The following is a 25,562-nucleotide window of genomic DNA, read 5'->3' on the forward strand; positions in this document are numbered from 1 at the left end:
GGTGACGGTAGCGGGAGCGGCGGCGAACGACGACCGCCGGGCCGGTGGCGCCGCGCCGGGCGGGACGGGGGAGCGCCCGGGGCCGGCCGGGGGCCGGGTGGGAGACTGCGACCGTGTCCGACCCGGGTGCGCCGCGGGCGATCCTCCACATCGACATGGACGCCTTCTTCGCGTCGGTCGAGCTGCTGCGCCGTCCCGAGCTGCGCGGCCGGCCGGTCGCGGTGGGCGGGACCGGCGACCGGGGCGTCATCGCCGCCGCGTCGTACGAGGCCCGGGTGTTCGGGGTGCGGTCCGCCATGCCGTCGGTCCGGGCCCGGCGGCTCTGCCCCGACCTCGTGCTCCTGCCCGGCGACCACGCCCACTACGGCGAGGTGTCGGGGCGGATCATGGAGCTGTTCCGGTCGGTGACCCCGCTCGTCGAGCCGCTGTCGCTCGACGAGGCGTTCCTCGACGTGAGCGGGACCCGGCGCCTCCACGGCCCGCCGGCGGAGCTCGCCGCGGGGATCCGTCGCCGGGTGCTCGACCAGGAGGGCCTCACCTGCGCGGTCGGCGTCGCCCCGAACAAGTTCCTGGCCAAGCTCGCCTCGGCCCAGGCCAAGCCGATCGCCGGGCCCGACGGGCCCCGGCCGGGGGAGGGCGTCCTCGTGGTGCCGCCCGGGGGCGAGCTGGCGTTCCTCCACCCGCTCGACGTGTCGAGGTTGTGGGGGGTCGGCCCCGCCACGCTCGCCAAGCTGCAGCGCTTCGGCATCCGCACCGTGGGCGACCTCGCCGCCCTGCCGCGCGAGACCGTGGTCGGCGCCCTGGGGCGCGGCGCGGGCGAGCACCTCCACGAGCTCGCCCACGGCGTCGACGACCGCCCGGTCGTGCCGGACCAGGAGCCGAAGTCGATCAGCCACGAGGAGACGTTCAGCGCCGACCGCCACGACCGCGAGGCCCTCCGGGCCGACCTCGTCCGGATGGCCGACGCCGTCGCGGACCGGCTGCGCCGCCACGGGTTCCGAGGCCGGACCGTCCAGCTGAAGGTCCGCTACGCGGACTTCACCACGGTGACGCGGTCGCACACGCTCGGCGCCCCGACCGACCGCGGCACGACGCTGCGGGACGAGGCGTGGCGGATGCTCGGTGCGCTGCCGGTCGAGCGGGGGGTCCGGCTCCTCGGCGTCGGCGCCGCCAACCTGACGAGGGAGGCGCCCGTCGAGCAGCTGTCGCTCGACGAGATGATGGGCGCCGGCGGCGTTCCGGCTGCCGGGTCGTCGGGTGCGTCGGGCGACGACCGGGCCACGCTCGCGGACGACGCCGACTGGGACGCCGCGAACCGGGCCGTGGACGACATCCGCCGGCGCTTCGGTTCGACCAGCATCGGGCCCGGACGTGCCGCCGCGGATCGCAGCTCGGGGCCGCGCAGCCCGTGGGGACCCGACCGCCCGACGTCGACCGATCCCCCCGACGGGTGACGGCATGGCCGGCGCGGCGACGGGCAGGGGCTCCGGAGCGGCAGAAATCCGTTCGACCGACGGTCGGAGCCGTGGCACGTGCAGGTAGCGTGTGGGAACATCCAGTCGAGCGGATCCGACGGACCGCCGACCGACCGAGCCAGCGAGGGGGTGAAGGCCCATGCCGCTCTCCGAAGAGGAGCAACGGATCCTCAGCGAGATCGAGAGCCAGCTGCGCGCCTCCGATCCCGATCTCGCCCGCCAGGTCGGCTCCACGACGATCTACTCGCACGCCCTCCGGCAGCTCCGCTGGGGGATCGTCGCCTTCGTCGCCAGCTTCGCCGGCACGGTGCTGCTGCTGACCGTCAGCTTCCTGCTGGCCTTCGTCGGCTTCCTCGGCATGGTCGCCTCGGCGCTCGTGATCGTCCGCGCCGCCCGCCGCATGGGTCGGGCCGGCATCGGCGACGCCGGGCAGGCGATCCGGGGCGGTGGGTTCCGCGGCTACGTCAACGGGGCGGGCAAGAAGGCCCGCGAGCGCTTCAAGCGCCCCGAGGACGACGCCGAGGCCTGAGCCACCGGGTCCGGCCACCGGGTTCCGGTCACCCGATCGTCGGTCACCCGACGAGGTGCCGCACCTTCTGGCGCCGCGTCGCCGTCTCCTTGACCGCCCGGTGGATCCGCTCGGCCGCGGCCTCGGCCTCCTCGCAGTCGGTCGCGTCGGGCACGACCCGGCCGTAGCGCCGCGACGTCTCGTACCAGGCGAGGTGGGTGATCGCGTCGCCGACCGACATCGCCTCGGCCTCCGTCTGGTCGAACACCGGCGGCGCGTCGGTCCCGTCGGGTGACGACGGCGCGCCGGCGGCCGCCGCCTCGCGGTCGGGACCGTGCTCGTGTCCGGCCCGCTCGAACACCGTCGACGCCGCGACGCGGCGGGAGAGCTCGAACGGCGTCTCGGAGGGCCGGGGGGCGATCCCGACCGTCGCGAGGTCGTCGAGGGCGCGCTGCCAGGCCGCCGCCACGCGACCGCCGTGCGGGTCGGCCCGCAGCGCGGCGAACCGGCGCCGGCGCCGGACGACCACGCCCACCAGCAGCGCGGCGAGCCCCACCGCGACGCCGACGAGCACCCACCGCGCCCAGCCGGCCCCGGGCTCGTCGGCGGCGTCGCCGGCCTCGGGGCCGACGGTCTCCAGTTGGTCCGACGGCACGGTCGTCGGGGTGGTGACGTCGGTGGACGGGGCGGTGGTCGTCGGCGACGTGGTCGTCGACGCCTGGGCCGCCGGGGGATCGGCCTGCTGGGCGGCCACGCCGGTGTAGCTCTCGGCCTGCGGGTTGCCGCGCCCGGTCGTCGGCTCGAACGCCACCCACCCGATGCCGTCGAAGTGGACCTCGGGCCAGGTGTGCGCGTGCCGACCCCGCACGACGAACTCGGTCCCGGCGTCGGGGGCGTCGGGACCGCCGGTCGCCACGGTGTCGCCCTGCGTGAAGCCGACGGCGACGCGGGCCGGCAGGCCGATCGCGCGGGCCATCAGCGCGAACGTCGAGGCGAACTGCTGGCAGAAGCCCCGCTGCTCGTCGAGGAAGGCGGCGAGCGGATCGGGGTCCTCTCGGTAGTCGACGTCGGTGTCGTAGGTGAACTCGTCCCGGAAGTACGACTGCAGCGCCATCATCTTGAGGTACGGCGTCGGGGCCGTGCGCGTGACGTCGCGGGCGACGCGGGCGACGGCGCTCGACACGCCGGCGTCGTCGAGGTACTCGGGGTCCACCGTGTCGCGACCGCGGCTGCCGCCGAGCTCGGCCGGCGACAGCTCGGCCACCTGCGACGCCACCCGGTACTCGGTGCCGGTGTCGACCGAGTCGCTGCGGGTGATCACCGACCCGGTCACCTCGTCGAAGCTGATGTCGGCGTCGATGTCCATGGCCGCCGGCTCGTACGCCGCGGGGAGCCACGGCCCGCCGAGGCCCTCGATCGTGATCACCTGCTCGACCCGGTCCGTGGGCAGCCCGGTCGTGGAGCGGGCGAGCTCGTCGCCGTCCACCTCCTGGTACGAGCCCCGGGACACCCAGATGTCCCTCGACGTGTCGTACTGGGCCAGCGCGGTCAGCCGCCAGTACGCGGGCACCTCGCTGCGGACCCGGAACACGATCTGGTCGCTCTGCTGGCCCAGCAGGTTGCGCACCCCGACGTAGGGGCTGACGACCGTGCGGGCGCCGCCCTCGCGACCGAGCGACCGCAGGTCGACCACCGCCTCGGCGTCGCCGGGCAGCCACGGTCCCGCGACGAGGCCGACGAGGAGCGCGACGGCCACGGCGAGCGCGGCGCCCGACGCCACGGCCCACGTGCCCCGCACGGCCTCGCCGCGGATCCAGCGCCGCTCGCTCGTGACGAGCGCCCGCTGCGTGACCGCGTAGATGCCCATGCCGGCGAGGAAGGCGACCGCAGCGCCGGCGCGGCCGACGTCGCGGGCCAGCACGCCGGTGGCGATGAACGCGGACGCGTAGGGGATCACCGCCTGTACGGGGCCGCGGTAGCGGAACGCGGCGGTGTCGGCGAAGTAGGTGAACGCCCACATGACCGCGGCGAGCACGACGAGGAAGCCGTCGGTGACGCGCACGGGCGCGACGAGGCTCGAGAAGTCGGTGAACGACGCCCGCATCTCGTCGATCAGCGCGCCGGCGGTCGACGGGGTGGGCAGCCCGACCAGCGTCGTGTCGGCGGCGAACACCCACGAGAGCACCAGGACGGCGCCGGCGCCCGACCCCAGGCCCGACCAGCCGACGCCGAGCCCGAGGCGGCGGGTGAGCACCGCGAGCGCCCAGCTCGCGACGACGGCGACGGCGAGCGGGCCGAAGTAGTCCCACCCGACGAAGAGGCGGGAGAAGCCGAGGACGGTGCCGAGCCCGGCGCAGGCGACGCCGAGCTCGGCGGCGACGAGGGCGGCCGGGGTGGCCTCGCGGAGGTCGGGGCGGCTCACGGGACCGTGATCCCCCCGAGTCGCCCGACCGGTCGTCGGGGCGTGGGCGGGGCGGCGGCGCCGACGGCGGCCGCCCAGACGTCGGTGAGCGGCAGGTCGCCGTCCCAGGCGACGACCGTCGCCCCCGGGAGCCGCGGCGCGCCGCCGGCCGCGGTGCAGACCAGGACCCGCAGGCCGAAGCCCCGGGTGCCTCGGCTCCAGCCCTCGAGCTCCCCGTGCTCGAGGTGGCCGGCGCAGGTGACGAGCCGGCCCGACGGCCGGGTGCCGAGGTGGCCGAGGCTCGCCGCCAGCGACGAGCGCGGCGACGGCTGGACCGCGGCCAGCCGGTCGAGCAGCTCGTCGCCGCGGCCCTCGGCCGCCACGAACCCGCTGTCGAGGCCGTCGGTCGTGACGAGCCGGACGATCTCGTGGCGCTCGGTCGCCAGCCGGACGACGCTCGCCGCCGCGGACACCGCCCGCTCGAACGCGGCGCCGGTGCCGGCGCCGGTGTCGCTCCCGTCGGCGCCCGAGCCGCGACGGACGTCGAGGAGGACGGTGGTGCGGCGCTGCCAGGGCTGGTCGTACTGGCGCACGACCGGCTCGCCCACCCGGGCCGTCGTCCGCCAGTGGATGCGGCGGATGTCGTCGCCGACCGTGTACGGCCGCATCGCCGCGAACTCCTCGTCGACGGTCGAGGTCGACGTCAGGACCCGGGTGCCGTGCTCGGGCTCGTCGCCCGCGGCCCGCGGCAGCGGCGCGAGCGGCCACGTCCGGGGCAGCACGATGACGGTCCGGGTGTCGGTGAGCTGCTGGCTCGAGCGGACCAGCCCGAACGGGTCCTCGACCTCGACGGTCAGCGGGCCGACCGGGTGCAGGCCGCGGCGGTGGGTCGGGAAGGAGTAGGTCGCGTCGCGGGACGCGCCCCGCGGGAGCGGGGCGAGGTGCAGGGACGCCTCGCCGAAGCGGCCGACGTCGTCGCGCAGACCGAGCACCGCCGTGCGGTTGCGGCCGACGTTGCGGACCGCCAGCTGGACCTGGCACGGCTCGCCGAGCGCGACGCGCGACGGTCGCACCGTCCGGCGCAGGTCGAGCTCGGGTCGGCTGCGCGCCACCAGCAGGGCGGATCCGGACGCACCGGCGAGGACTGCGGCGGCGGCCACTGCCAGCTCGGGCTGGCCGAACATCCAGGCCAGCAGGGCCAGCACCGGGACCGCGACGAGGGCGACGAGTCCGGCTCGCGTCAGCCGCACCGGCGCGACCTCAACTCGGGACCGGGGTCGTCCGGAGGAGCTCGCTGACGGCCTCCTCCGCGGTCATCCCCTGGAGCTGCGACTCGGGTGCCAGCACCACGCGGTGCGCGAGCACCGGTCGGGCGAGGTGCTTCACGTCGTCGGGGGTCACGTAGTCGCGGCCGTCCGCGGCGGCGTGGACGCGGGCCGCCCCGAGCAGGCCGAGGGCCGCACGGGGCGAGATCCCGAGGGAGAAGGTGGCGGAGCGGCGGCTGCGGTCCGCCAGGTCGACCAGGTAGGCCGCGAGCGCCTCGGCGACGTACACGCGCGAAGCGGCGGCGGCCATGGCCAGCACGTCCTCGGTCGACACGACCGGGCGGAGGCGGTCGAGGCGGTCGCCGTGGTCCTCCTCGACCAGCAGCGCCAGCTCGGCCGTGCGGTCGGGGTAGCCGACCGAGAGCCGCATGAGGAAGCGGTCCAGCTGCGACTCGGGCAGCGGGAAGGTGCCCTGGTGCTCGAGGGGGTTCTGGGTCGCCACGACCATGAACGGGCGGGGCAGGGGATACGTCGTCCCGTCGACGGTCACCTGCTCCTCGGCCATCGCCTCGAGCAGCGCCGACTGCGTCTTGGGGGAGGCGCGGTTGATCTCGTCGCTCAGCACGAGGTTGTGGAACACCGGTCCGGCGCGGAACTCGAACGCACCGTTGCGCTGGTTCCACACCGACGAGCCGAGCACGTCGGACGGCAGGAGGTCGGGCGTGAACTGCACGCGGCCGAAGTGGCCGTCGACGGACCGGGCCAGCGCCTTGGCGATCGTGGTCTTGCCCACGCCGGGGACGTCCTCGATGAGGAGGTGGCCGCCCGCCACCAGGCACGTCACGGTCAGCCGGATCACGTCGGCCTTGCCGTGGACCGCCCCCGCGATGTTGGTGCAGATGGCGTCGAACATCCCGGCGAAGGACCGGCCGGCGGCCGGCGCGGCGCCCTGCTGGCCGGGGAGCCCTCCGGCGCCCTGCGGGCCCTCGCCGGGGCCGTTCTGGCTCGTCGTCGGTCCCGTGGTGGTCATCGGCCGCAGGGTCCTCCCCGTGCCGCCCTGGGGCGGTGCTCGTCGGCGGGCGCCGCCGCGGTCGGGTCGGGCGCCGTCGTGGTCGGGTCAGTCTGCCACCGGGCCGGGCCGCCGGGACGGCGGGTGGCGTGCGGTACCGTCGGCCCGATGGCTGCGGTGCTCGCCCTCGACGTCGGTGGGACGAAGCTCGCCGGCGCGGTGGTCGGCGACGACGGCGCGGTCATCGTCGAGGACCGTCGCCCGACCGCCGGTGCCGACGGCGAGGCCCTGTTCGGCGCGGTCACGGAGCTCCTCGCCGGCGTGCTCGACCGTGCGGCGGACCTCGGCGTCGACCGCTCGTCGGTGGTGGCGCTCGGCGCCGGGTGCGGCGGGCCGATGACCGCCGGCGGCGAGCAGGTGTCGCCGCTGAACATCCCGCAGTGGCGCGGCTTCCCGCTCCGGTCGCGCCTCGCCGACTGGTCCGGCCTCCCGACCTCGGTCGACAACGACGCCAAGGCGCTCGCCGTCGGCGAGGGCTGGGTCGGCGCGGCCAAGGGCGTGCGCGACTACCTGGCCATGGTCGTGTCGACCGGCGTCGGCGGCGGCATCGTGCTCGACGGGCGGCTGCTCGACGGCGCCGACGGCAACGCCGGCCACATCGGCCACGTGATCGTGGAGCCGCTCGGCCGGGCCTGCGTGTGCGGCGCCCGGGGCTGCCTCGAGGCGCACGCGTCGGGCACCGCGATCGCCGCTGCGACCGGACGGCCGGCGTCCGAGGCCACCGAGGAGGAGCGCGTGACGGCGGGCCGGCTCGTCGGCCGGGCCGTGGCGTCGGTGTCCAACCTGCTCGACCTCCGGCTCGCGGTCGTCGCAGGGTCGGTCGCCCTCGGCTTCGGCGACACCTTCTTCGACGCCGCGAACGACGAGCTGGGCCGCAGCGCCTGCCTCGACTACTCGCGCGGCGGGCGCATCGTGCCGTCGGGCTGCGGTCCGCAGGGCCCCATCGTCGGCGCCGCCGCGGTCGGCCTCCGGGGCGTCGGCCGCGACGTGGGCGTGTCGTGACGGACCGACGCCGGTGAGCGCCGGCCCGCCGCGGCTGCCGCTGCGCGCCGTCCTCCCGGTCCTCCGCCGGCCCGACCTCTGGGCGACCGGGCTCCGACAGGCGCTCGTGCTCGCGCCCGAGGGATGGTGGCGGCGGTCGCCCCACCTGCCGCTGCCCGACGCCGACTACCTGCGGTTCCGAATGGTGACGGCCAACGGAGGGGACGGCACGGGCTCGTCCCCGCAGGACCTCGGGCGGGACCTCGTCACGTACCTGGAGTGGTGCCGGACCCGTCCGCTCGGCTGAGCGCGTCGAGCTCCGCCCCCAGCGCCGAGGCGAGCACGGGGAGGTCGGGCCAGGCCTCGGCGTCGGCCACCACCGTGAGCGCGAGGCCGCCGGCGTAGGACACCGCGGTGAACGACACGGTGACGTTGCCGACGGCCATGGCGATCCCGATCACCTCGCCGATCGGCCGGCCGACGAAGCGCAGCGGCTCCTGGGGACCGCGCAGGTCGGTGCTGAACGTGTGGACGACCCGCTGGTGCTCCATGAGCGTGCCGAGCAGCCCGACGCGCCCGAGGGCTCGGAACGCCGGTCCGACGAGCGCCGCCGAGGCGCCCCGGTCGGGGCCGCGGACGGCCGCCGTCCGGCGGTGCACCTCGGTGAGCCGGTCGGCGAGGGTGCCGGTCGCGGGCACCGCGACCGGCACCACCCCGACGTGGTTGCCGAGGTCGCTCGCGTCGGTCCGGCTGCGGCCGGCGACCGGGACCGAGACGACGAAGCTGCCGATGTCCTCGCCGCGCCGTCGCATCGCCGCCCGCAGCGCGCCCGCGATCGCGACGAGCACGGCGTCGTTCACGGTGGCGCCCCGGCCGTGCGCGGCGCGGTGGAGCGGCTCGAGCGGGCGGCGCACGACGGCCAGCCGCCGGTGCGGGCCGGTCGGCCGGTTGAGCGAGCTCGGCGCCACCGGCCGGGCGGTCGGTCGGAGGGCGCGGGCCGCGGCGGCGACCCGGCGCGCCGACGCGGGGAGGCGGCGCAGCCCACCCCACCGGGCGCGCCACGCATCGGCGGCGAGCGTCGCGGGCCCCGGGGCCGGTCGCGGCCATCCCGCCGGCGGGGGAGCGGTGGACCCGTCGGCGAGCCCGGCGAGGACGGCCAGGCCGCCGATGCCGTCGGTCAGCACGTGGTGGAACGCGACCACGACCGCGGTGGCACGGCCGTGCTCGACCACGATGACGGCCCGCCACAACGGGGCGCCCTCGTGGAGCGGCAACGTCACGGTGGTGGCCGCCAGCGCCAGCAGCCGATCCTCCGAGGAGGCGGCCTCGCGGTCGCCCGCCGTGCCGTCGTCGCCCAGCAGCACGGCGACGTCGTGGTCGAGGTCCGCGGTGCGCACGTGGCGCTCGAATCGGAAGGCGGCGTCGTCGACCCACACCGGGCGCCCGCAGCCGGGCGGCGTGCGGACCAGCCGCTGGCGGAGGCGCGCGATGCCGGGGATGCGCTCCCGCAGCGCGTCGGCCACCGCCCGGGGATCGGCCCCGCCGTCGATGCGCAGGACCGCGCCGACCTGGAGCGGCGTCGAGGTGCGCGCCGACGCGAGCGAGACCATGTCCTCGGGGCTCGCTCGATCGACGACCGGGTCCTCGGGGCTCGCTCGATCGATGACCGGGTCCTCGGGGCTCGCTCGATCGATGACCGGGTCCTCGGGGCTCGCTCGATCGACGACCGGGTCCTCGGGGCTCGCCGGACGAGGACCGCCGGCCACGTTCAGCTCCGACCGTGGCTGTGCCAGGCCTCCACGTGGTGGTCGGCCGGGGTGATGTCGATCGGCGAGTCCGGCCAGGTCCCCGACGCGAGGTCCTCCAGGAACTCGACCATCCGGTAGGGGATGGTCCGGGGCCGGTGGGCGATGACGTCCTCGACCGCCCACCACCGCTGCTCGCCGAAGGCGATGGCCTCCAGGTGCTCGAGGCCGCCGGGCCCGTTGCTGGTGCCGTCGCACCGGGCGACGTGGATCCACTCGTCCTGCTCGAACCGCCAGCCGCCGAACGTGTAGCTCACCTGCTGCGTCCAGACGCACGGACCGATCTCCGCGTCGCGGATGCCGGCCTCCTCCCAGAGCTCCCGCCGCACGGCGGACTCGATCTCCTCGCCGTGGTCGACGCCGCCGCCCGGGATCTCCCACCACCCACCGGGGTTGTGGCCGGCGGGGTCACGGCCCTCGATCAGCAGCACGCGGTCCTGGGGGTCGAACACGACCACCCTCGCCGCCCGACGACGTCCCCACGGGTTCACGGCTGGCAGCCTACGCATCGTCCCACCGGCGGCGCCGCCGGTCCGGACGGGCGAGACTGGTCCGGTGGCGGGTGCGCACCAGCGGACGTGGCGGGTCGAGGACCGCGCCGGCACCGCGCAGGAGCTGCACGACGCCGCCGCATCGGAGACGGTCGACGGTCGGGCCGTGGTCGTCCAGCACGTGGCCGCTCCGGCGCTCGTCCTCGGGAGCACCCAGGACCTCGCGGACGTCGACGCCGACCGGCTCGCCGCCGCCGGGGTCGAGCTCGCCCGCCGGCGCTCGGGTGGGGGCGCGGTGCTGCTGCACCCCGACGACCACGTGTGGGTGGACCTGGTCGTGCCCGCGGGCGACCCGCTGTGGGACGTCGACGTCGAGCGGGCCGCGTGGTGGGTCGGCGACGCGTGGGTGCGGGCGCTGGGCCTGGCCGACGACGCTGCGGGGCGCGCCGTCGTGCACCGGACGGGTGTGACCGACCGGGAGGCGGGCCGGGTCGCGTGCTTCGCGGCGCTCGGTCCGGGCGAGGTCGAGCTCGACGGTCGCAAGGTGCTCGGCGTGTCCCAGCGGCGGACCCGGTCCGGGGCCCGGTTCCAGTGCGTCGCCTACCGGAGGTGGGACCCCGAGCTGCTCCTCTCCCTTCTCGGCCGGTCCGAGGTGGCGGCCGGACCGGGACGAGCCGACGCCGGCCGGGGCGTCGTCGACCCGCATGAGGTGGAGCGCCGTGGTCCCGCGGGGAGCGACGGGGTCGCCGGCGACGGCGGCGACCCCGTGCGCCGCGCCCTGGTGGCGCGCGCCGGCGCCGTGGTGACGCCCGGGTGGGGCGTGGTGGAGCAGCTGCTCCCGGCCCTGCCCTGAGCCGGGCCCGGACCTGATCGCCCGTCCGGGCGGGTGCGACACCGGCCGGCGCCGGGCGCACCGGCTGACGGGCCGCCGACGGGGCCCGGAACGGCAGGGCGCGGTCCAGCCGGGGACCACCGCGCCGTCGTTCGCGCGCTTCGCGCGAACTACACCGCTGTAAACGTTGTCTGGTGGTGGTGAGTGGTTTAGGGTGGCTCGAAGTGGAGGAGAGGGGAGCAATGTGGCTCGCCTGGGTGCGGTGAGGCCGTACCCCTCCTCCCGATCTCCCAACCCCCGGCGTCACCGGCCTCACCAGCACGAACCCCAGCAGCGGAGCCCCCGTGGACTTCTACGGAACCCATGAGCACACGATCGATGGCAAGGGCCGCCTGGTCCTGCCGTCGTCGTTCCGCTCCGCGTTCGCCGACGGCGGGATCGCCACGCTGCTCGAGGACTACGCCGCCCTCTTCACCCACGACGAGTGGGACCGCTACCGGCGTCGGATCGAGACGTCGGGCAAGTTCGACCGGGACGACCTCCGCCACCTCTTCTCGATCGCGTCGCCGTTCGAGCCGGACGCGCAGAACCGCATCTCGCTGCCGCAGCGCCTGCGCGACGTGACCGGCCTCGACCGCGAGGTCGCGATCGTCGGCTCGGTCCGCTACGTGTCGATCTTCTCCCGCGAGGAGTGGGCACGCCGAGAGGCGGCGATCGCCGCCAAGGCCGCCGAGGGCCGCTCGCTGGCCGACAAGTTCCGGGAGCTGGACTTCCTGTGATCACCAGCACCGACCTCGTCCACGCAGATCCCGTCCACGCAGATCTCGTCCACGCACATCTCGTCCACGCAGATCTCGCCCACAAGCTGCCGCCGGTGCCCCCGGTGGCCGATCCCCCGGCCGGCGTGAGGGTTGGCCCAGAGCTCCGTCCGCGCCACTCCGTGCCGTCCGGGGAGACATCCCGGCGGTCGTCGCGTCGTCGGGGGATCGACCACCGGGGGCTGCCCGCCCGCCCGTACGGAGCAGGAGCCCGTGGCCGATGACGCGACGCCGCCTGATCCTGGCGGGCCCGGAGAGCCGCGCCCGTTCGTGCACGCCCCTGTCATGGTCGACCTCGTCGTCGACCTGCTGCGTGACGTCCCCGACGGGCTCTACGTCGACGCCACCCTCGGCGGCGGCAGCCACGCCGAGGCCGTCCTCGACGCCCACCCAGGTCTCCGGCTGCTCGGCCTCGACCGGGACGACGCCGCCATCGCCGCCGCGACGCGACGGCTCGCCCGCTTCGGCGACCGGGTCCACATCGTCCGCACCGGGTTCGACCAGCTGGAGCAGGTCGTGACCGAGCACCTCGAGACCGCCGACCCGTCCCACACCCGACCAGGCCACACCCGACCAGGCCACACCCGACCAGGAGGAGCGACTGCCGTGCTGTTCGACCTTGGAGTGTCATCGCCGCAGCTCGACGAGGACGAGCGGGGGTTCTCCTACCGCTCGGGTGCGCCGCTCGACATGCGGATGGACCGCCGACAGGCGTTCTCCGCGGTCGACGTCGTCAACGAGTACTCGTTCCCGCAGCTCGCCCGGGTGATCGAGACCTACGGCGAGGAGCGCTTCGCCGGCCGCATCGCCCGCGCCATCGTCGATGCCCGGCCGATCCAGAACACCGCCCACCTCGCCGAGGTCGTGCGGGCCGCCATCCCCGCCGCGGCGCGCCGCACCGGCGGCCACCCGGCCAAGCGCACGTTCCAGGCCATCCGGATCGAGGTGAACCGCGAGCTGGACCAGCTGGCCGAGGCGCTCGAGGGCGCGATGGCCGTCCTGGCGCCGGGCGGGCGGATGGTCGTGATGTCGTACCACTCGCTCGAGGACCGCATGGTCAAGCAGACCTTCCGCGACGCCGAGACCGGGGGCTGCACCTGCCCGCCCGGCCTGCCGTGCGTGTGCGGCGCCGAGCCGACCGTGCGCCTCCTGAAGCGCGGCGCGTGGAAGGCCACCGACGACGAGATCGCCGCCAACCGCCGCGCCGAGAGCGTCCGGATCCGCGCCGTCGAACGGATCCCGGAGTCGGCGTGACGGCCGTCCGCTCACCTCGCGCCCGCGACGCATCGGTGCACGCGCCCGGACGGGCGCGCACCCGGTCGACGGCCCGGCCGCTCCCCCAGGAGTCGGCCGGGCCGCGCCTCCGCCTGATCCGCCGCGACGGCGACCGGCGTCGCCGCGACATCGGCTGGCGGGCCACCGTCGCCCTCTGCGTCGTCGGCTCGTTCGCCGCGCTGGTCGCGTCGGTCGCCATCCAGAGCCAGCGGATCGCGCTCCAGGAGGAGGCGGACCGCGTGTCCGCCCGGACGGCCGTGGCGGAGGACCGCAACCGCGAGCTGCGCATCGCCGTCGTCCAGGCCGAGTCGCCCGAGCACGTGCTCGAGGTCGCCCGCGACGCCGGACTGGTCGAGCCCGGCCCGATCGCGGTCGTCCCCGCCGCCACGGTGCCCACCTCGACGCCGGCCCTCCCCGCGCCCCCGACCGACGACGGCGGAGCGACGACCGCGGCGCCGAGCACGATCCAGCCCACCGGGGCGACCCCGGCGAAGGCCGGATGACCGCTCGCCGACCCGGTCCCCGGCGCCCCTCGACGACCGGCCGGCGCTCGCCCGGCAGGGGATCCACCCGGGCCGCCGCACCTCGGCCCCGACCGCGGGCCCGCACCCGCAGCGCCGACCAGGCGGCGGACCTGATCCGGACCCGCCGTCGCCTCTGGGGCATGGTCGGCGCCTTCGGCGTGCTCGCCCTGCTCCCGCTGGTCAAGCTCGTCGGCGTCCAGTTCACCGACGCCTCGGCGCTCGCGGCCGAAGGGCTCGAGCAGCGCCAGCGCACCGAGACGATCCCCGCCCAGCGGGGCTCGATCCTCGACCGCAACGGCACCGAGCTGGCCATGTCGGTGCCCCGCACCACGGTGGCGGTGAGCAAGGTCCGCCTGGCCGAGGCCGGCATCGGCGACGACGCGATGCTGCGCGAGTTCGGCACCCGCCTGGCCACGCTGCTCCGGGTCGACCCGGCCCCGGTCGTCGAGGCGATCACCTCGGCGGCGCCCGACGCGAAGTGGGTCATGGTCGACCGGTACGCGGACGAGCAGGTCGCGAGGAAGGCCGCGCAGGCGCTCGCGGCGCAGGACATGGACGGCGTCCTCATGCTCGACCCGGCCTCGGAGCGGGTGCACCCGGGCGGCGAGTCCGGGGTGCGGGTGATCGGCACGGTCGGTCCCGACGGGCCCGGCCCCCGCGCCGGCGTCGAGGCCGCCTACGACGACGTGCTCGAGGGCACGCCGGGCAAGCAGGTGGTCGAGCGCGGCTCGCAGGGCGAGACGATCACCGACGGGTCGCGCGTGATCGAGGCGCCGCAGCCCGGCGAGGACGTGCAGGTGACCCTCGACCGCACCCTCCAGTACGAGACCGAGCAGATCCTGTCCAAGGGGTCCGCCAACGCCCGCGCCGCCGGCGGCATCGCGATCGTGGGGCGCCCCTCCACCGGCGAGCTCCTGGCCGTCGCCGGCGTCGAGCGCGACGAGGAGACGGGGGAGATGCACCTCTCCACCCGGCCGCTGGCGCTGTCGAACGCCTACCAGGCCGGCTCGGTGTTCAAGCTCGTGACCACCGCCGCGGCCTACGAGGCGGGCGTGATCGACGACCACTCGACGTTCTCCGTCGGGCCGACGATCCGCGTCTACGACCGGGAGTTCAGCGACAACGAGGTCCACCCGGTCGAGACGATGAACGTCGACCAGATCGTCGCCGAGTCGTCCAACGTCGGCACGATCCAGATCGCCCAGCGCCTCGGCGCCGAGAAGCTGCACCAGGCGCTCGTCGACTTCGGCTTCGGCCAGGTGTCCGCGCTCGGCCACCCCGCCGAGAGCGCGGGCCTGCTGCCCGACGTCGACTCGTGGACGCCGCCCGACACCGCGGCGGCGTCGATCGGCTCCTTCCAGTCGACGACCGTGCTGCAGCTCTGGTCGGCGTTCAACGTGATCGCCAACCAGGGCATCTACGTCCCGCCCCGGCTGGTCGAGGGGACGATCGGTCCGGACGGACGGCTCGACCCGGCGCGGGCGGCCGACACCCGACGGGTGGTCTCGGCGACCACGGCGGCCCGGGTGAGCCGGGCGCTGCAGGCCGTGGTCCAGGCCGGCACCGGCAAGCAGTGGAGCCTGCCGGGCTACCCGGTGGCGGCGAAGACCGGCACCGGTCGCATGCCCAGCCCCGAGAAGGTCGACGACGAGGACGCGTACATCTGGCCCGACGGGACCTACCACCACGTCACGACCTTCGCCGGGTACCTGCCGGCCGACCGCCCGCAGGTCTCGATCACCGTGATGCTGTTCGACACCGCCCAGGGCCTCACCGGCTCCACGTCGGCCGGCCCGGTGTTCAGCGACCTGGCCCGCCTGTCGATCCGGGAGCTCTCGATCGCCCCCACCGCCGACCCCGCGGCCACGACCGCGGCCGGCAGCACCGACGACGACGGCCTCGTCCGCTCGGTCCCCGCCGGCGAGACCGCCGCCGCCACCGACCGGGCGCTCGTGCCGACCACGACCGCTCCGTCCCGCTCGGGCAGCACCGGGACGACCAAGGGCGGCGCCGCGACCGCGAAGGGCGGCGGGACGGGGAAGGGCACCGGCTCGACCGGGGGCACGGGCTCGGGGGCCTCCACCCGTTCGGGCGCCACGTCGACCACCATTGCGTCCTCCGGACGGAGCACCGCCGCAGGGACGGGCTGACGGCCGGTGACCGACCGGTGGATGGACGGAGGCGGCGTGCGGAGCCCGGCATGAGCGAGACGACGGTGACGATCGCCGACGTGTCGGTCGCCGTCGGCGCGCGCCCGGCCGAGCCGTCCGGTGTCGACGACTCGACGCCCGTGGTGGCGGTGACACACGACTCCCGCCGGGTCGGGCCCGGCACGCTGTTCTGCTGCGTGGTCGGCGGCCGGGCCGACGGTCACGACTTCGCCCCCGCCGCGGTGGCCGCCGGCGCCGTCGCCCTGCTCGTCGAGCGGCACCTCGACCCCTCGACGCTGCCGCACCCGGTCGCGCAGCTGCTCGTCGACGACGTGCGCGCCGCCATGGCCCCGGCGGCGGCCGAGGTCTACGGCCACCCGGCCGAGCGCCTCCGGACCGTCGGGGTGACCGGCACCAACGGCAAGACGACGGTGGTGTCGACGATCGCCCACGTGCTGCGCTCCGCGGGGCGCGAGGTCGGTGCGATCGGGACGTTGACCGGCGCCCGCACGACGCCCGAGGCGACCGACCTCCAGGCGCAGCTCGCGCAGATGGTCGCCGACGGCGTCACCGACGTCGCCATGGAGGTGTCCTCGCACGCGCTGGTCCTGCACCGGGTCGACGCCATGACGTTCGACGTCGCCGTCTTCACGAACCTCGGCCAGGACCACCTCGACTTCCACGGGACGCCCGAGGCGTACTTCGCCGCCAAGGCCGTGCTGTTCGACCCGGGGCGCTCCCGGCGCGGGATCGTCGACGTCGACGACGTGCGCGGTCGCCTGCTCGTCGACGTGGCCCCCGCCGGGCACCCGATGGTCCCGGTGTCGCTGGCCGACGCCGGCGAGATCCGCTTCACGGTCGACGGGTCGAGCTTCACCTGGCGGGGCCGGCCGGTCACCTTCCCGCTGCCCGGCCGGCACAACGTCGCCAACGCGCTGCTGGCGGCCGAGGCCTGCGCCGCCCTGGGCGTCGACGACGACGACATCGCCGCCGCGCTGGCCGGGGTGCCGGCGGTGCCCGGTCGGTTCGAGGCCGTGCGGGCCGGGCAGTCCTTCGACGTCGTCGTCGACTACGCCCACACGCCCGACGCCCTCGAGGCGGTCCTCGAGGCCGCCCGGGAGCTGGCCGCGGGCCGGGTGCTCGTCGTGTTCGGGTGCGGTGGGGACCGGGACACCGCCAAGCGCCCGCGCATGGGCGAGGTGGCGTCCGCGGCTCGCCGACTCGGTCGTCCTCACCTCCGACAACCCCCGCTCCGAGGACCCGCTTCGCATCCTCGAGGAGATCCGGTCAGGATGCGCGGGTGAGCCCGTCGTCGAGCCCGACCGCCGTGCCGCCATCCGCACGGCCCTGTCCGCCGCCGGAGCCGGGGACGTCGTCGTGATCGCCGGCAAGGGCCACGAGCAGGGCCAGGACGTGGCCGGCGTCGTCACCCCGTTCGACGACCGCGCCGTCGCCGCCGAGGTCCTCGCCGAGCTGGACGCCGACGGACGGGGGAGCGCGACGTGATCCGCCTCGTCCTCGCCGCGGGCATCGCCACGCTCGTCGCGCTCGTCGGCACCAGGCTGCTCATCACCGCCCTCACGCGGCGCCACATCGGCCAGCCGATCCACGAGGACGTGCCCGAGGGCCACACCGTCAAGGCCGGCACCCCGACGATGGGCGGCATCGCCATCGTCGCCGGCGGCGTCTGCGGCTACCTGGCGTCGAACCTCTACGACGGCGTCTTCACCTGGACGGGCCTCGCCACGATGGGGGCGATCGCCGGCGCGGGCGGCGTCGGGTTCCTCGACGACTGGATCAAGATCGCCAACGAGCGGAACCTCGGGCTCAACAAGCGCTCCAAGACGCTGGGCCTGCTCGTCGTGGCGGTCGGCTTCGCGCTGGTCATCCTCTGGAAGACCAACGTCCACACGACGATCAGCTTCGGCCGCTTCGACGACCTCGGGTGGACGCTCGGCAAGTGGGTCTGGGTGATCTGGGCGGTGGTGGTGATCTTCGCCTCGTCGAACGCCGTCAACCTGACCGACGGGCTCGACGGGCTGGCGGCCGGGTCGGCGATCCTCGTCTTCTCCGCCTACGTGATCATCGGGTACTGGATCTTCCGCCACCCCGGCATGTACCAGATCAACGTCGGCCTCGACCTCGCCGTCGTCGCCGCCGCGATGATGGGGGCCTGCGCCGGGTTCCTCTGGTGGAACGCCGCGCCCGCGCAGATCTTCATGGGCGACACGGGGTCGCTGGCCATCGGCACGGGCCTCGCCGCGCTCGCGCTGAGCAGCTCGACCGTGATCCTCCTGCCGGTGCTCGGCCTGCTGTTCGTGATGGAGACGGTCTCGGTGATCATCCAGGTCGCCTCGTTCCGCACGACCGGCAAGCGGGTGTTCCGCATGGCCCCGATCCACCACCACTTCGAGCTCGGCGGATGGCCCGAGACGACGGTGATCGTCCGGGGCTGGATGCTGACCGGTGCGACGACCGCCGTGGGCCTCGGGCTCTTCTACCGGGAGTTCATCCGGGCCGGGGGCCTGGCATGAGCGAGCCGGCCGGCGGCGGCCTGCCCGAGCGGCGGCTCCTGCTGCACGGGCTCGGCATCACCAACGCCGCCGTCGCCCGGGCTGCGGTCGCGCACGGGCTCGAGGTCGTGCTGTCCGACGACGGCCGCCCCGCCCTCGCGGGCGCGCTGGGCGACGAGCTCGGGGCGCCGGTCGTGCTGGAGCCGTCGGCGGGTGCGCTGGAGGACCTCGTGCGGTCGGTCGACGCCGTCGTGCCCGCACCGGGCCTCCCCGAGCACCACCCCCTGTTCGTGCTCGCCGCGGCGCACGGGCGACCCGTGCTCAGCGAGTTCGACCTCGCCGCGGCCTGGGACGACCGGCCGGTGCTGGCGATCACCGGCACCAACGGCAAGACGACGGTGACCACGCTCGTCACCGCCATGCTCGAGCGGTCGGGCCGCCGGGCCGCGGCGGTCGGCAACCTCGACACGCCGCTGGTCGAGGCGATCGCCCGCGACGACCTCGACGTCTTCGTCGTCGAGGCGTCGTCGTTCCGGCTGGCCCACAGCCGCCGGTTCGCTCCGCTGGTCGGCACGTGGCTGAACTTCGCGCCCGACCACCTCGACGTGCACCGCACGCTCGACGACTACCGCATGGCCAAGGCGCGGATCTGGCGCGACCAGGGCGCCGGCGACACCGCCGTAGCCGCCGCCGAGGACCCGGTCGTCGACGCCGCCATCGTGGCCCGCACCCAGGTCGCCGCGGCCGAGGACGTGCCCGGGCCGGCCGTGCTCCGGTTCGGGCTCGCTCCGGTCGAGGGGGGCCGCGCCGTGGAGTACCACCAGGACGGCTCGCTGCTGGTCGGGCCGGCGCGCCCCGGCGGCGAGCCGGTCGAGCTCGTCGACGTCGCGGACATGTGGCGTGCGCTGCCGCACGACCGCACCAACGCGCTCGCGGCGGCCGCCACGGCGCTGGCCGGTGGCGCGACCGTCGAGGGCGTGCGCGCCGCGCTGCGCGACTTCCGCGGGCTGCCCCACCGGGTCGAGCTCGTGGGCGAGCGCGACGACGTGCGCTGGTACGACGACTCGAAGGCGACCGCGCCCCACGCCACGCTGGCCGCCCTGCGCGGGTTCGACTCCGTCGTGCTCGTGGCCGGCGGCCGGAACAAGGGCCTCGACCTCGGCGAGCTGCACCTCGGTGCCGACCACGTGCGGGCCGTCGTGGGCATCGGCGAGTCGGGCGCCGAGGTGCTCGCCGCGTTCCCCGACCGGCCGGGCCGGCTCGCCACGTCGATGGCCGAGGCGGTGGCCTCGGCCGCGGAGCTGGCCGAGGGCGGCGACGTCGTCCTGCTGTCGCCCGGCTGCGCCTCGTTCGACTGGTACGGCTCGTACTCGGAGCGGGGCGACGACTTCGCGGCCCGGGTCCGCGAGCTCGTGCTCGCCGGCGACGGGGGTGCGGCGTGACCGCCACCCGCCGCACCGGCACCCGCTCGTCGGGCACGAGCCGGAAGCCGGCCGCTTCCGGCCGTTCGACCGGTCGCAGCGCGACCGCGACGCGGCGCCCGGCCACCGGCACGCGGCGCTCGGCCACTGCGGCTCGACCCCGCCGGCCCGAGGTCGAGGTCGTCCGCCGGGGACCGAGCCCGTCGACGGTCGTCGTCGTCACGGTCTCGCTGCTCTGCGGGCTCGGCCTCGTGATGGTGTACTCCGCGTCGTCGGTCACCGCCGTGCGCACGCTCGGCAACAGCTGGGGGATCGTCGCCCGGCAGGCGATGTGGCTGGGCCTCGGCGTCGGCGCCGCGTTCGCCGCCTCCCGGGTCCCGTGGCGCGTCTGGCGCGACAAGGTGGCGCTGCCGCTGATGCTCGTGTCGGTCGCCGCCCTCGGCTACGTCGCGCTCGGCGTGCTCGTCCAGAAGGCGGCCGGGACGTCGCTGCCGTTCGTCATCACGGTCAACGGCGCCACCCGCTGGGTCGGCGTCGGCTCGATGCAGTTCCAGCCGTCGGACCTCGCCAAGCCGGCGCTCATCCTCTGGCTCGCCAAGCTGCTCTCCGAGCGCGGTCGCGACGTGCGGACCTGGGAGGGGCTCAAGCCGGTGCTCGTGTGGAGCGGGCTGACGTGCGCGCTCGTCGTGCTCGGCGACGACCTCGGCACGACGATGCTGCTCGGCGCCGTGACGTTGGCGATGGTGTTCATGGCCGGTGCGCCGCTGTCCAAGCTGGCCACGATGGGCGGGGTGTCGCTCGGCCTCGGGGCGCTGGCGATCGTCGGGCTGGAGCGGTTCCGGGTCACGCGCATCCTGGCCTTCCTCGAGCCCGACAAGTACCGGCAGGGCGCGGGCTGGCAGCTGTGGCAGTCCCAGATCGGTCTGGCGTCGGGCGGCCTCTTCGGGAGCGGCCCGGGCCTCGCGCGCTCCAAGTGGGGGTTCCTGCCCGAGGCCCACACCGACTTCATCCTCGCCGTGATCGGCGAGGAGCTCGGCCTGGCCGGCAGCCTCGTCGTCCTCGGCCTGTTCGTGGCCTTCATGGGCGCCGGCTGCGCGATCGGGATGCGGGCACGCTCGCCGTTCGGCCGGCTCGTCGCCTTCGGCGTGACCACCTGGATCGGCGTGCAGGCGCTCATCAACATCGGCGTGACGGTCGGGACGCTGCCGACGAAGGGCATCACGCTGCCGTTCGTCTCCTACGGCGGGTCCTCGCTGCTCATGGCGCTGTTCGGCGTCGGGATCCTGCTGTCGGTCGCCCGCGACGCATGATCTGCGTCGAGAGATGACGACGTCACACGCACCGACGACCTCCGACCGATGACCACCACCGACGCCTCCGGAGCGGGCCCCACCTGGGCGATCATCGCCGGGGGCGGCACCGCCGGCCACGTGCTGCCCGGCCTCGCCGTCGGTCGCGAGCTCGTCCGCCGCGGCCACGACCCGGCGTCGATCCACTTCGTCGGCGCCGAGCGGGGGATCGAGGTGCGCCTGGTGCCCGAGGCCGGCTTCGGCCTGACCGTGCTGCCGGGCCGCGGCATCGAGCGGACCGTCAGCCTCCAGAACGTGGTGGCGGTGCTCGGGCTCGTCTCGGCGCTGTGGAAGGCGATCGTGCTGGTGCGACGGCGCCGTCCCGCCGTCGTGCTGGCGCTCGGCGGGTTCGCCAGCGCGGCGTGCGCGATCGCCGCGGTGCTCTGGCGGGTGCCGCTCGTCGTGGCCGACCAGAACGCCCGTGCGGGCGCGGCCAACAAGCTCGTCGCCCGCTTCGCGGCGGCGTCGGCCGTGCCGTTCGAGGAGACCGATCTGCCCAAGGCGGTCGTGACCGGCAACCCGGTGCGCGAGGAGATCCTGGCCGTCGGCGCGGATCGCGACCGGGCCGGCGCCCGGGCCGAGCTCGGGCTGCCCGAGGACCGCACGGTGGTCGTGGCGTTCGCCGGCTCGCTCGGCTCGCGCCGCCTCAACACCGCGCTGTACGGCGCGGTCGAGCGCTGGGCGGACCGCGACGACCTGGCCGTGCACCACGTCATCGGCTCGCGGGACTGGGAGGACCGGCCCGACCTCGCCCGCGGCGCCGGCCTTGGGGACGGCGCCGGGGAGGGCGGGGCGGCCGAGGGCGCGACCGGGCTCGTGTACCAGCCGGTGCGCTACCAGGACCGCATGGACCTCGTGCTGGCGGCCGCCGACCTCGCCGTGTGCCGGGCCGGCGGCACGACCGTCGCCGAGCTGGCGGTGGTCGGCGTGCCCGCGGTGCTCGTGCCCCTGCCGATCGCGACGCGCGACCACCAGACCGCGAACGCCGGCCCCCTGGTGCGCGCCGGCGCGGCGGTGCTCGTCGCCGACGACGAGCTCGACACCGACCGGCTCGTGGCCGAGGTCGAGCGCCTGCTCGGCGGTGGCGGTGGCGGCCTGACGGCGATGGGCGCGGCGGCGCGGTCGGTGGGCCGGCCCGACGCCGCGGCGGCGGTCGCCGACCTGGTCGAGCGCGCCGCGTCCGGCGAGCGGGGCGGGAGCGGCGGCCGGTGAGCGCACCGCCCGACCTCGACCTGTCGGCGCCCCGGCGCGTGCACCTCGTCGCGATCGGGGGCGCGGGCATGAGCGGCATCGCCACCCTCCTCGCGCAGTCGGGGCACGAGGTGTCGGGCAGCGACGCGGTCGACTCACCCGTGCTCGACCGGCTCCGGAACCTGGGCGTGACGGCCTGGGTCGGCCACGACGCCGGCCACGTCGCGTCGCTCGACGAGCTCGACGTGGTCGGGATCAGCACGGCGGTCCCCGACGACAACCCCGAGGTGGTCGCCGCGCACGACCGCGGCGTGCCGGTGCTGCGCCGCACCGGCCTGCTGCCGGCCCTCGCCGCCGTGCGACCGCTCCTGTCGGTCGCGGGCACCCACGGCAAGACCACCACCACGTCGCTGCTCGTCGCCGCGCTGCGCGGCGCCGGCGAGGACCCGTCGTTCCTCACCGGGGCGCCCGTCGCCGCGCTCGGCGGGGTGGCGGCCGCCTGGCGGCCCGGCCCGTGGCTGGTGCTCGAGGCCGACGAGAGCGATGGCTCGTTCCTGTCGGGCCCGAGGGCCGGGGCGATCGTGACGAACGTCGAGCCGGACCACCTGGAGCACTGGGGCGGGTGGGAGGCGCTGAAGGACGGCTTCCGGCGGTTCCTCGCCGGCACCGACGGCCCCCGCGTCGTCTGCGCCGACGACGAGGTCGCCGCCGAGCTCGGCGCCGAGTCCGGTGCGGCCACCTACGGCACCGCGGAGGGGTCGGACCACCGGGTCACCGACCTCGAGCTCGGTCCCGACGGCAGCCGGTTCCGCGTCGTCGGCCCGGGGGCGACGGTCGACGTGGCGCTGCCGCTGCCGGGGCTGCACAACGCCCTCGACGCCGCCGGCGCGCTGGCGCTGGTCGCCGAGCTGGGCCTCGACGTGGCGGCCGCCGCCGCCGGCCTCTCCGACTTCGGCGGGGTGGCCCGGCGCTTCGAGCGCAAGGGCGTCGCGGCGGGGGTGACCGTCGTCGACGACTACGCGCACCTGCCGACCGAGGTGCGGGCCGCGCTCGCCGCCGGCGCGAGCGGGGGCTACGGGCGCGTGGTCGCCGTGTTCCAGCCCCACCGCTACTCCCGGACCCAGGCGCTGTGGCGCGAGTTCGGCGAGGCCTTCGGCGACGCGGACCTGCTCGTCCTCACCGACGTGTACCCGGCGGGCGAGGCGCCCCGGCCGGGCGTCACCGGCAAGCTGCTCGTCGACGCCACGCTCGACCACCACCCGCACCGCCCGCTCGCCTGGATGCCGTCGCTCGACGACGTCGTCCGCTACCTCGTCGCCGCGCTGCGGCCCGGCGACCTCCTCATGACCGTCGGCGCGGGCGACGTCACGACCGTCGGGCCGCGCGTCCTCGAGCAGCTCGAGGCGGCGGGCGCATGAGCGGCGAGGCCGTCTGGCGACCCGACGTCCCGATCGGGCCCCTCACCACCTACCGGGTGGGCGGCGCGGCCCGCTGGTTCCTGACCGTGCACCGGGTGGAGGACCTCCTCGACGTCGCCCGCCGCCTCGAGGGGCGGGCCGTCCTGGTGGTCGGCAAGGGCTCCAACCTCCTGGTCCGCGACGCGGGCTTCGACGGCCTCGTCGTCCAGCTCGGTGACGCGTTCGCCGGCATCGACGTGCTCGACGGGCCCCGGTCCGACGAGGACGTGGCCGGGTCGGCGACCGTGCGCGCCGGCGGCGCCGCCTTCCTCCCCGTCGTGGCCCGCCGGACCGTGGCGGCGGGGCTGACCGGCTTCGAGTGGGCCGTCGGGGTGCCGGGTTCGATCGGCGGCGCGGTCCGCATGAACGCCGGCGGCCACGGCTCCGAGATCGCGGAATCCCTCGTCGGGGTCCGCGTGGTCGATCTCCGCACCGGGGAGGATGGGTCGGTGCCCGCCTCGGACCTCGACCTCGCGTACCGGAGCTCGAACGTCCGCGACGACCAGGTCGTCGTCCACGCCGACCTCCGGCTGCGGCCCGGCGACGTCGCCGCCGGCGAGGCCGAGCTGTCCGAGATCGTGCGGTGGCGGCGCGAGCACCAGCCGGGTGGGCAGAACGCCGGCTCGGTGTTCACCAACCCCGAGGGCGACTCGGCCGGACGCCTGATCGACGCCGCGGGGTGCCGGGGCCTGCGCATCGGCACCGCCGAGGTGTCGACCAAGCACGCCAACTTCATCCAGGCCGACGCGGGCGGCTCGGCCGACGACGTGTTCGCGCTCATGGTCGCGGTCGCCCGGCGGGTCATGGACGAGCACGGCGTCGAGCTGCACCCCGAGACGCGCATGGTCGGCTTCCCGCCCTTCGCGGAGGCGATCGGGGCCGCGCCGTGACCGGGACGATCACGCCGCCCCGCCGGCCGCCGGCCCGCGCTGCGGAGCAGGGCACCGGCCGCGAGGACCCGCGCATGGCGCGACGTCGTGAGGACGTGCAGGCCGCGGCGCGCCGGCGCCGCCGGATCGTGGCCGCCGTGGTGGCCGCGCTCGTCGCGCTGTCGGCCGCGGCGGTCGGCGTGCTGCGCTCGCCGCTGCTCGACGTCGACCGGGTGTCGGTGGCCGGCTCCACCTCCGTCGACGCCGACGCGGTGCGGCGGGCGAGCGGCATCGACCGCGGCGACGCGCTGGTCGACGTCGACCTCGGCGCCGCCCGGCGGGCCGTGATGGCGCTGCCCGGGGTCGCCTCGGCCCGGGTGGCCCGCGACTGGCCGGGCACGGTCCGCATCTCGGTGACCGACGAGGTGGCGCTCGCCGTCCTCGTGGTCGACGATCGGCGCACGGTGATCGGTCGGGGCGGCCGGGTGCTCGGGCCGGCCGCCGGCGATGACGGCGACGGCGGGGGAGCGACCGGCGCGGCCGACGGTGCGGCCGGCGAGCCGGTCGAGGGGGCGGGGCTGCCCCAGGTCGCGGTCGAGGACACCTCGATCGGGGCCCGGCTGGCCACCGGCGACCAGGTGCCCGAGGAGCTCGACGGCCTGGTGGTGGTGCTGGAGCAGCTCCCGGAGCAGGTCCGGTTCCGGCTCGGCACGGTCGAGCTCGCCCGCGACGGCGCCGTCACGTTCGTGCTCGCCGACGACGCCGGACGGGTGATCCTCGGGCGACCCGAGGAGGTGCCGGCCAAGCTCCTGACGGCCGCCAGCCTGCTGGCCGGCGCCCGCCTCGACTGCCTCGACGTGCTCGACGTCAGGGAGCCCGGTCGACCGACGATCAGCCGGCGGGCGGGCTGCGATCCCGGGGCCCCCACGGTGGGCGCGTCGACGACCGTGCCGACCACGACGACCCCAAAGGGCACCGGCGGCGCCGGCACGAAGAAGGGGACGGCGGGCAACGGGACGACCGGTGGCGCGGCCACGAAGGGCGCGACCACGACCACGGCGGCCGGGGGCACGGGGTGACGGTCGTTGCTTCCTGCTCTCAGGCGGCCGTAACCTTGCCGGTCGCATCACCGGGCCACGAACGCGCCCCGGTTTCTGGAGGTGTCTGA

General features: G+C 76.0%; 22 protein-coding genes and 1 pseudogene. 18 read left to right on the forward strand and 5 right to left on the reverse strand.

All coding sequences use genetic code 11. The features are described 5' to 3' along the window. The first annotated feature begins 113 nt into the window (after positions 1 to 113). Both LH044_RS00110 and LH044_RS00115 read left to right on the forward strand, forming a co-directional pair. The gene (locus LH044_RS00110) at positions 114 to 1,454 is read left to right on the forward strand and encodes a DNA polymerase IV (protein ID WP_227757764.1); all 1,341 of its coding nucleotides are present in this window, start codon (positions 114 to 116) and stop codon (positions 1,452 to 1,454) included. 160 nt (positions 1,455 to 1,614) lie between these two features. After that, the gene (locus LH044_RS00115) at positions 1,615 to 2,004 is read left to right on the forward strand and encodes a DUF3040 domain-containing protein (protein WP_227757765.1); all 390 of its coding nucleotides are present in this window, start codon (positions 1,615 to 1,617) and stop codon (positions 2,002 to 2,004) included. A 43-nt stretch (positions 2,005 to 2,047) separates the two neighbouring features. Here LH044_RS00115 and LH044_RS00120 read toward each other — a convergent pair whose 3' ends face one another. Genes LH044_RS00120 through LH044_RS00130 form a run of 3 tightly spaced genes read right to left on the reverse strand, consistent with a single transcriptional unit; the run spans position 2,048 to position 6,679 of the window. After that, complete coding sequence (locus LH044_RS00120; protein ID WP_227757766.1) at positions 2,048 to 4,405, reverse strand: transglutaminase TgpA family protein; 2,358 nt, start codon at positions 4,403 to 4,405, stop codon at positions 2,048 to 2,050. Continuing rightward, positions 4,402 to 5,634 (reverse strand): DUF58 domain-containing protein, encoded by a 1,233-nt coding sequence (locus tag LH044_RS00125; RefSeq protein ID WP_227757767.1) that lies wholly within the window; start codon positions 5,632 to 5,634, stop codon positions 4,402 to 4,404. Before LH044_RS00125 ends, LH044_RS00120 begins: the two co-directional genes overlap by 4 nt. A 10-nt stretch (positions 5,635 to 5,644) precedes the next feature. Continuing rightward, positions 5,645 to 6,679: an AAA family ATPase gene (locus LH044_RS00130; protein ID WP_227757768.1), complete on the reverse strand. Its 1,035-nt coding sequence runs from the start codon at positions 6,677 to 6,679 to the stop codon at positions 5,645 to 5,647. Between the two features lie 147 nt (positions 6,680 to 6,826). Here LH044_RS00130 and LH044_RS00135 point away from each other — a divergent pair, with 147 nt between their 5' ends. Together LH044_RS00135 and LH044_RS00140 are read left to right on the forward strand one after the other, a co-directional pair. Beyond that, a complete protein-coding gene (locus tag LH044_RS00135; protein ID WP_227757769.1) occupies positions 6,827 to 7,720 on the forward strand; it encodes an ROK family protein in 894 nt (297 codons plus the stop codon). Positions 7,721 to 7,733: 13 nt separating this feature from the next. Beyond that, positions 7,734 to 8,006: a hypothetical protein gene (locus tag LH044_RS00140; protein WP_227757770.1), complete on the forward strand. Its 273-nt coding sequence runs from the start codon at positions 7,734 to 7,736 to the stop codon at positions 8,004 to 8,006. On the opposite strand, the gene LH044_RS00145 is transcribed toward LH044_RS00140, so the two are convergent. Then, positions 7,966 to 9,465 carry a wax ester/triacylglycerol synthase domain-containing protein gene (locus LH044_RS00145; RefSeq protein WP_227757771.1) on the reverse strand — a complete coding sequence of 500 codons (1,500 nt, stop codon included), beginning with the start codon at positions 9,463 to 9,465 and terminating at the stop codon, positions 7,966 to 7,968. The two genes, LH044_RS00140 and LH044_RS00145, sit on opposite strands and share 41 nt — an antisense overlap. Before the next feature lie 2 nt (positions 9,466 to 9,467). After that, positions 9,468 to 9,995 carry an NUDIX domain-containing protein gene (locus LH044_RS00150; protein WP_227757772.1) on the reverse strand — a complete coding sequence of 176 codons (528 nt, stop codon included), beginning with the start codon at positions 9,993 to 9,995 and terminating at the stop codon, positions 9,468 to 9,470. Between the two features lie 64 nt (positions 9,996 to 10,059). Here LH044_RS00150 and LH044_RS00155 point away from each other — a divergent pair, with 64 nt between their 5' ends. From LH044_RS00155 to LH044_RS00225, 14 genes and pseudogenes are all read left to right on the forward strand, one after another. Beyond that, positions 10,060 to 10,848 carry a lipoyl protein ligase domain-containing protein gene (locus LH044_RS00155; RefSeq protein WP_227757773.1) on the forward strand — a complete coding sequence of 263 codons (789 nt, stop codon included), beginning with the start codon at positions 10,060 to 10,062 and terminating at the stop codon, positions 10,846 to 10,848. Between the two features lie 323 nt (positions 10,849 to 11,171). Beyond that, on the forward strand, positions 11,172 to 11,606 hold the full coding sequence (locus LH044_RS00160) for a division/cell wall cluster transcriptional repressor MraZ (protein WP_227757774.1): 435 nt from the start codon (positions 11,172 to 11,174) through the stop codon (positions 11,604 to 11,606). A 252-nt stretch (positions 11,607 to 11,858) separates the two neighbouring features. Continuing rightward, the gene (rsmH, locus tag LH044_RS00165) at positions 11,859 to 12,899 is read left to right on the forward strand and encodes a 16S rRNA (cytosine(1402)-N(4))-methyltransferase RsmH (protein WP_227757775.1); all 1,041 of its coding nucleotides are present in this window, start codon (positions 11,859 to 11,861) and stop codon (positions 12,897 to 12,899) included. Continuing rightward, entirely contained in the window at positions 12,896 to 13,423 is a 528-nt protein-coding gene (locus LH044_RS00170) for a hypothetical protein (protein WP_227757776.1), read from the forward strand. Before rsmH ends, LH044_RS00170 begins: the two co-directional genes overlap by 4 nt. Before the next feature lie 161 nt (positions 13,424 to 13,584). Further along, positions 13,585 to 15,594 carry a peptidoglycan D,D-transpeptidase FtsI family protein gene (locus tag LH044_RS00175; RefSeq protein WP_227757777.1) on the forward strand — a complete coding sequence of 670 codons (2,010 nt, stop codon included), beginning with the start codon at positions 13,585 to 13,587 and terminating at the stop codon, positions 15,592 to 15,594. A gap of 50 nt (positions 15,595 to 15,644) precedes the next feature. Then, positions 15,645 to 16,929, forward strand: a pseudogene (locus LH044_RS00180) (UDP-N-acetylmuramoyl-L-alanyl-D-glutamate--2,6-diaminopimelate ligase); the annotation flags it as partial. A 42-nt stretch (positions 16,930 to 16,971) separates the two neighbouring features. Continuing rightward, the gene (locus LH044_RS21800) at positions 16,972 to 17,100 is read left to right on the forward strand and encodes a hypothetical protein (RefSeq protein WP_255626084.1); all 129 of its coding nucleotides are present in this window, start codon (positions 16,972 to 16,974) and stop codon (positions 17,098 to 17,100) included. Continuing rightward, a complete protein-coding gene (gene mraY, locus LH044_RS00185) occupies positions 17,100 to 18,128 on the forward strand; it encodes a phospho-N-acetylmuramoyl-pentapeptide-transferase (protein ID WP_374210654.1) in 1,029 nt (342 codons plus the stop codon). The genes LH044_RS21800 and mraY overlap by 1 nt, the downstream gene beginning before the upstream one ends. Beyond that, the gene (gene murD, locus LH044_RS00190) at positions 18,125 to 19,549 is read left to right on the forward strand and encodes a UDP-N-acetylmuramoyl-L-alanine--D-glutamate ligase (RefSeq protein WP_227757780.1); all 1,425 of its coding nucleotides are present in this window, start codon (positions 18,125 to 18,127) and stop codon (positions 19,547 to 19,549) included. The genes mraY and murD overlap by 4 nt, the downstream gene beginning before the upstream one ends. After that, positions 19,546 to 20,838: a putative lipid II flippase FtsW gene (gene ftsW / locus LH044_RS00195; RefSeq protein WP_227757781.1), complete on the forward strand. Its 1,293-nt coding sequence runs from the start codon at positions 19,546 to 19,548 to the stop codon at positions 20,836 to 20,838. Before murD ends, ftsW begins: the two co-directional genes overlap by 4 nt. A 48-nt stretch (positions 20,839 to 20,886) precedes the next feature. After that, positions 20,887 to 22,089, forward strand: a complete 1,203-nt coding sequence (locus tag LH044_RS21865) for a UDP-N-acetylglucosamine--N-acetylmuramyl-(pentapeptide) pyrophosphoryl-undecaprenol N-acetylglucosamine transferase (protein ID WP_304512031.1) — start codon at positions 20,887 to 20,889, stop codon at positions 22,087 to 22,089. Beyond that, on the forward strand, positions 22,086 to 23,486 hold the full coding sequence (murC, locus tag LH044_RS00215) for a UDP-N-acetylmuramate--L-alanine ligase (RefSeq protein WP_227757782.1): 1,401 nt from the start codon (positions 22,086 to 22,088) through the stop codon (positions 23,484 to 23,486). The genes LH044_RS21865 and murC overlap by 4 nt, the downstream gene beginning before the upstream one ends. After that, positions 23,483 to 24,415, forward strand: coding sequence for a UDP-N-acetylmuramate dehydrogenase (murB, locus tag LH044_RS00220; RefSeq protein WP_227757783.1), 933 nt, complete (start codon positions 23,483 to 23,485; stop codon positions 24,413 to 24,415). The genes murC and murB overlap by 4 nt, the downstream gene beginning before the upstream one ends. After that, complete coding sequence (locus tag LH044_RS00225; protein WP_227757784.1) at positions 24,412 to 25,473, forward strand: cell division protein FtsQ/DivIB; 1,062 nt, start codon at positions 24,412 to 24,414, stop codon at positions 25,471 to 25,473. Before murB ends, LH044_RS00225 begins: the two co-directional genes overlap by 4 nt. Positions 25,474 to 25,562 lie beyond the last annotated feature (89 nt).

The sequence above is a fragment of the Dermatobacter hominis genome (assembly GCF_020715685.1).
Classification (GTDB): Bacteria; Actinomycetota; Acidimicrobiia; order Acidimicrobiales; family Microtrichaceae; genus Dermatobacter; species Dermatobacter hominis.

What these genes read in the sequence shown, in the direction of transcription:
- LH044_RS00115 (WP_227757765.1), top strand. Translation starts at nt 1,615, where the DNA reads ATGCCGCTCTCCGAAGAGGAGCAACGGATCCTCAGCGAGATCGAGAGC.
- LH044_RS00175 (WP_227757777.1), top strand. Translation starts at nt 13,585, where the DNA reads ATGGTCGGCGCCTTCGGCGTGCTCGCCCTGCTCCCGCTGGTCAAGCTC.
- LH044_RS00135 (WP_227757769.1), top strand. Translation starts at nt 6,827, where the DNA reads ATGGCTGCGGTGCTCGCCCTCGACGTCGGTGGGACGAAGCTCGCCGGC.
- LH044_RS00130 (WP_227757768.1), bottom strand. Translation starts at nt 6,679, where the DNA reads ATGACCACCACGGGACCGACGACGAGCCAGAACGGCCCCGGCGAGGGC.
- murD (WP_227757780.1), top strand. Translation starts at nt 18,125, where the DNA reads ATGAGCGAGCCGGCCGGCGGCGGCCTGCCCGAGCGGCGGCTCCTGCTG.
- murB (WP_227757783.1), top strand. Translation starts at nt 23,483, where the DNA reads ATGAGCGGCGAGGCCGTCTGGCGACCCGACGTCCCGATCGGGCCCCTC.
- LH044_RS21865 (WP_304512031.1), top strand. Translation starts at nt 20,887, where the DNA reads ATGACCACCACCGACGCCTCCGGAGCGGGCCCCACCTGGGCGATCATC.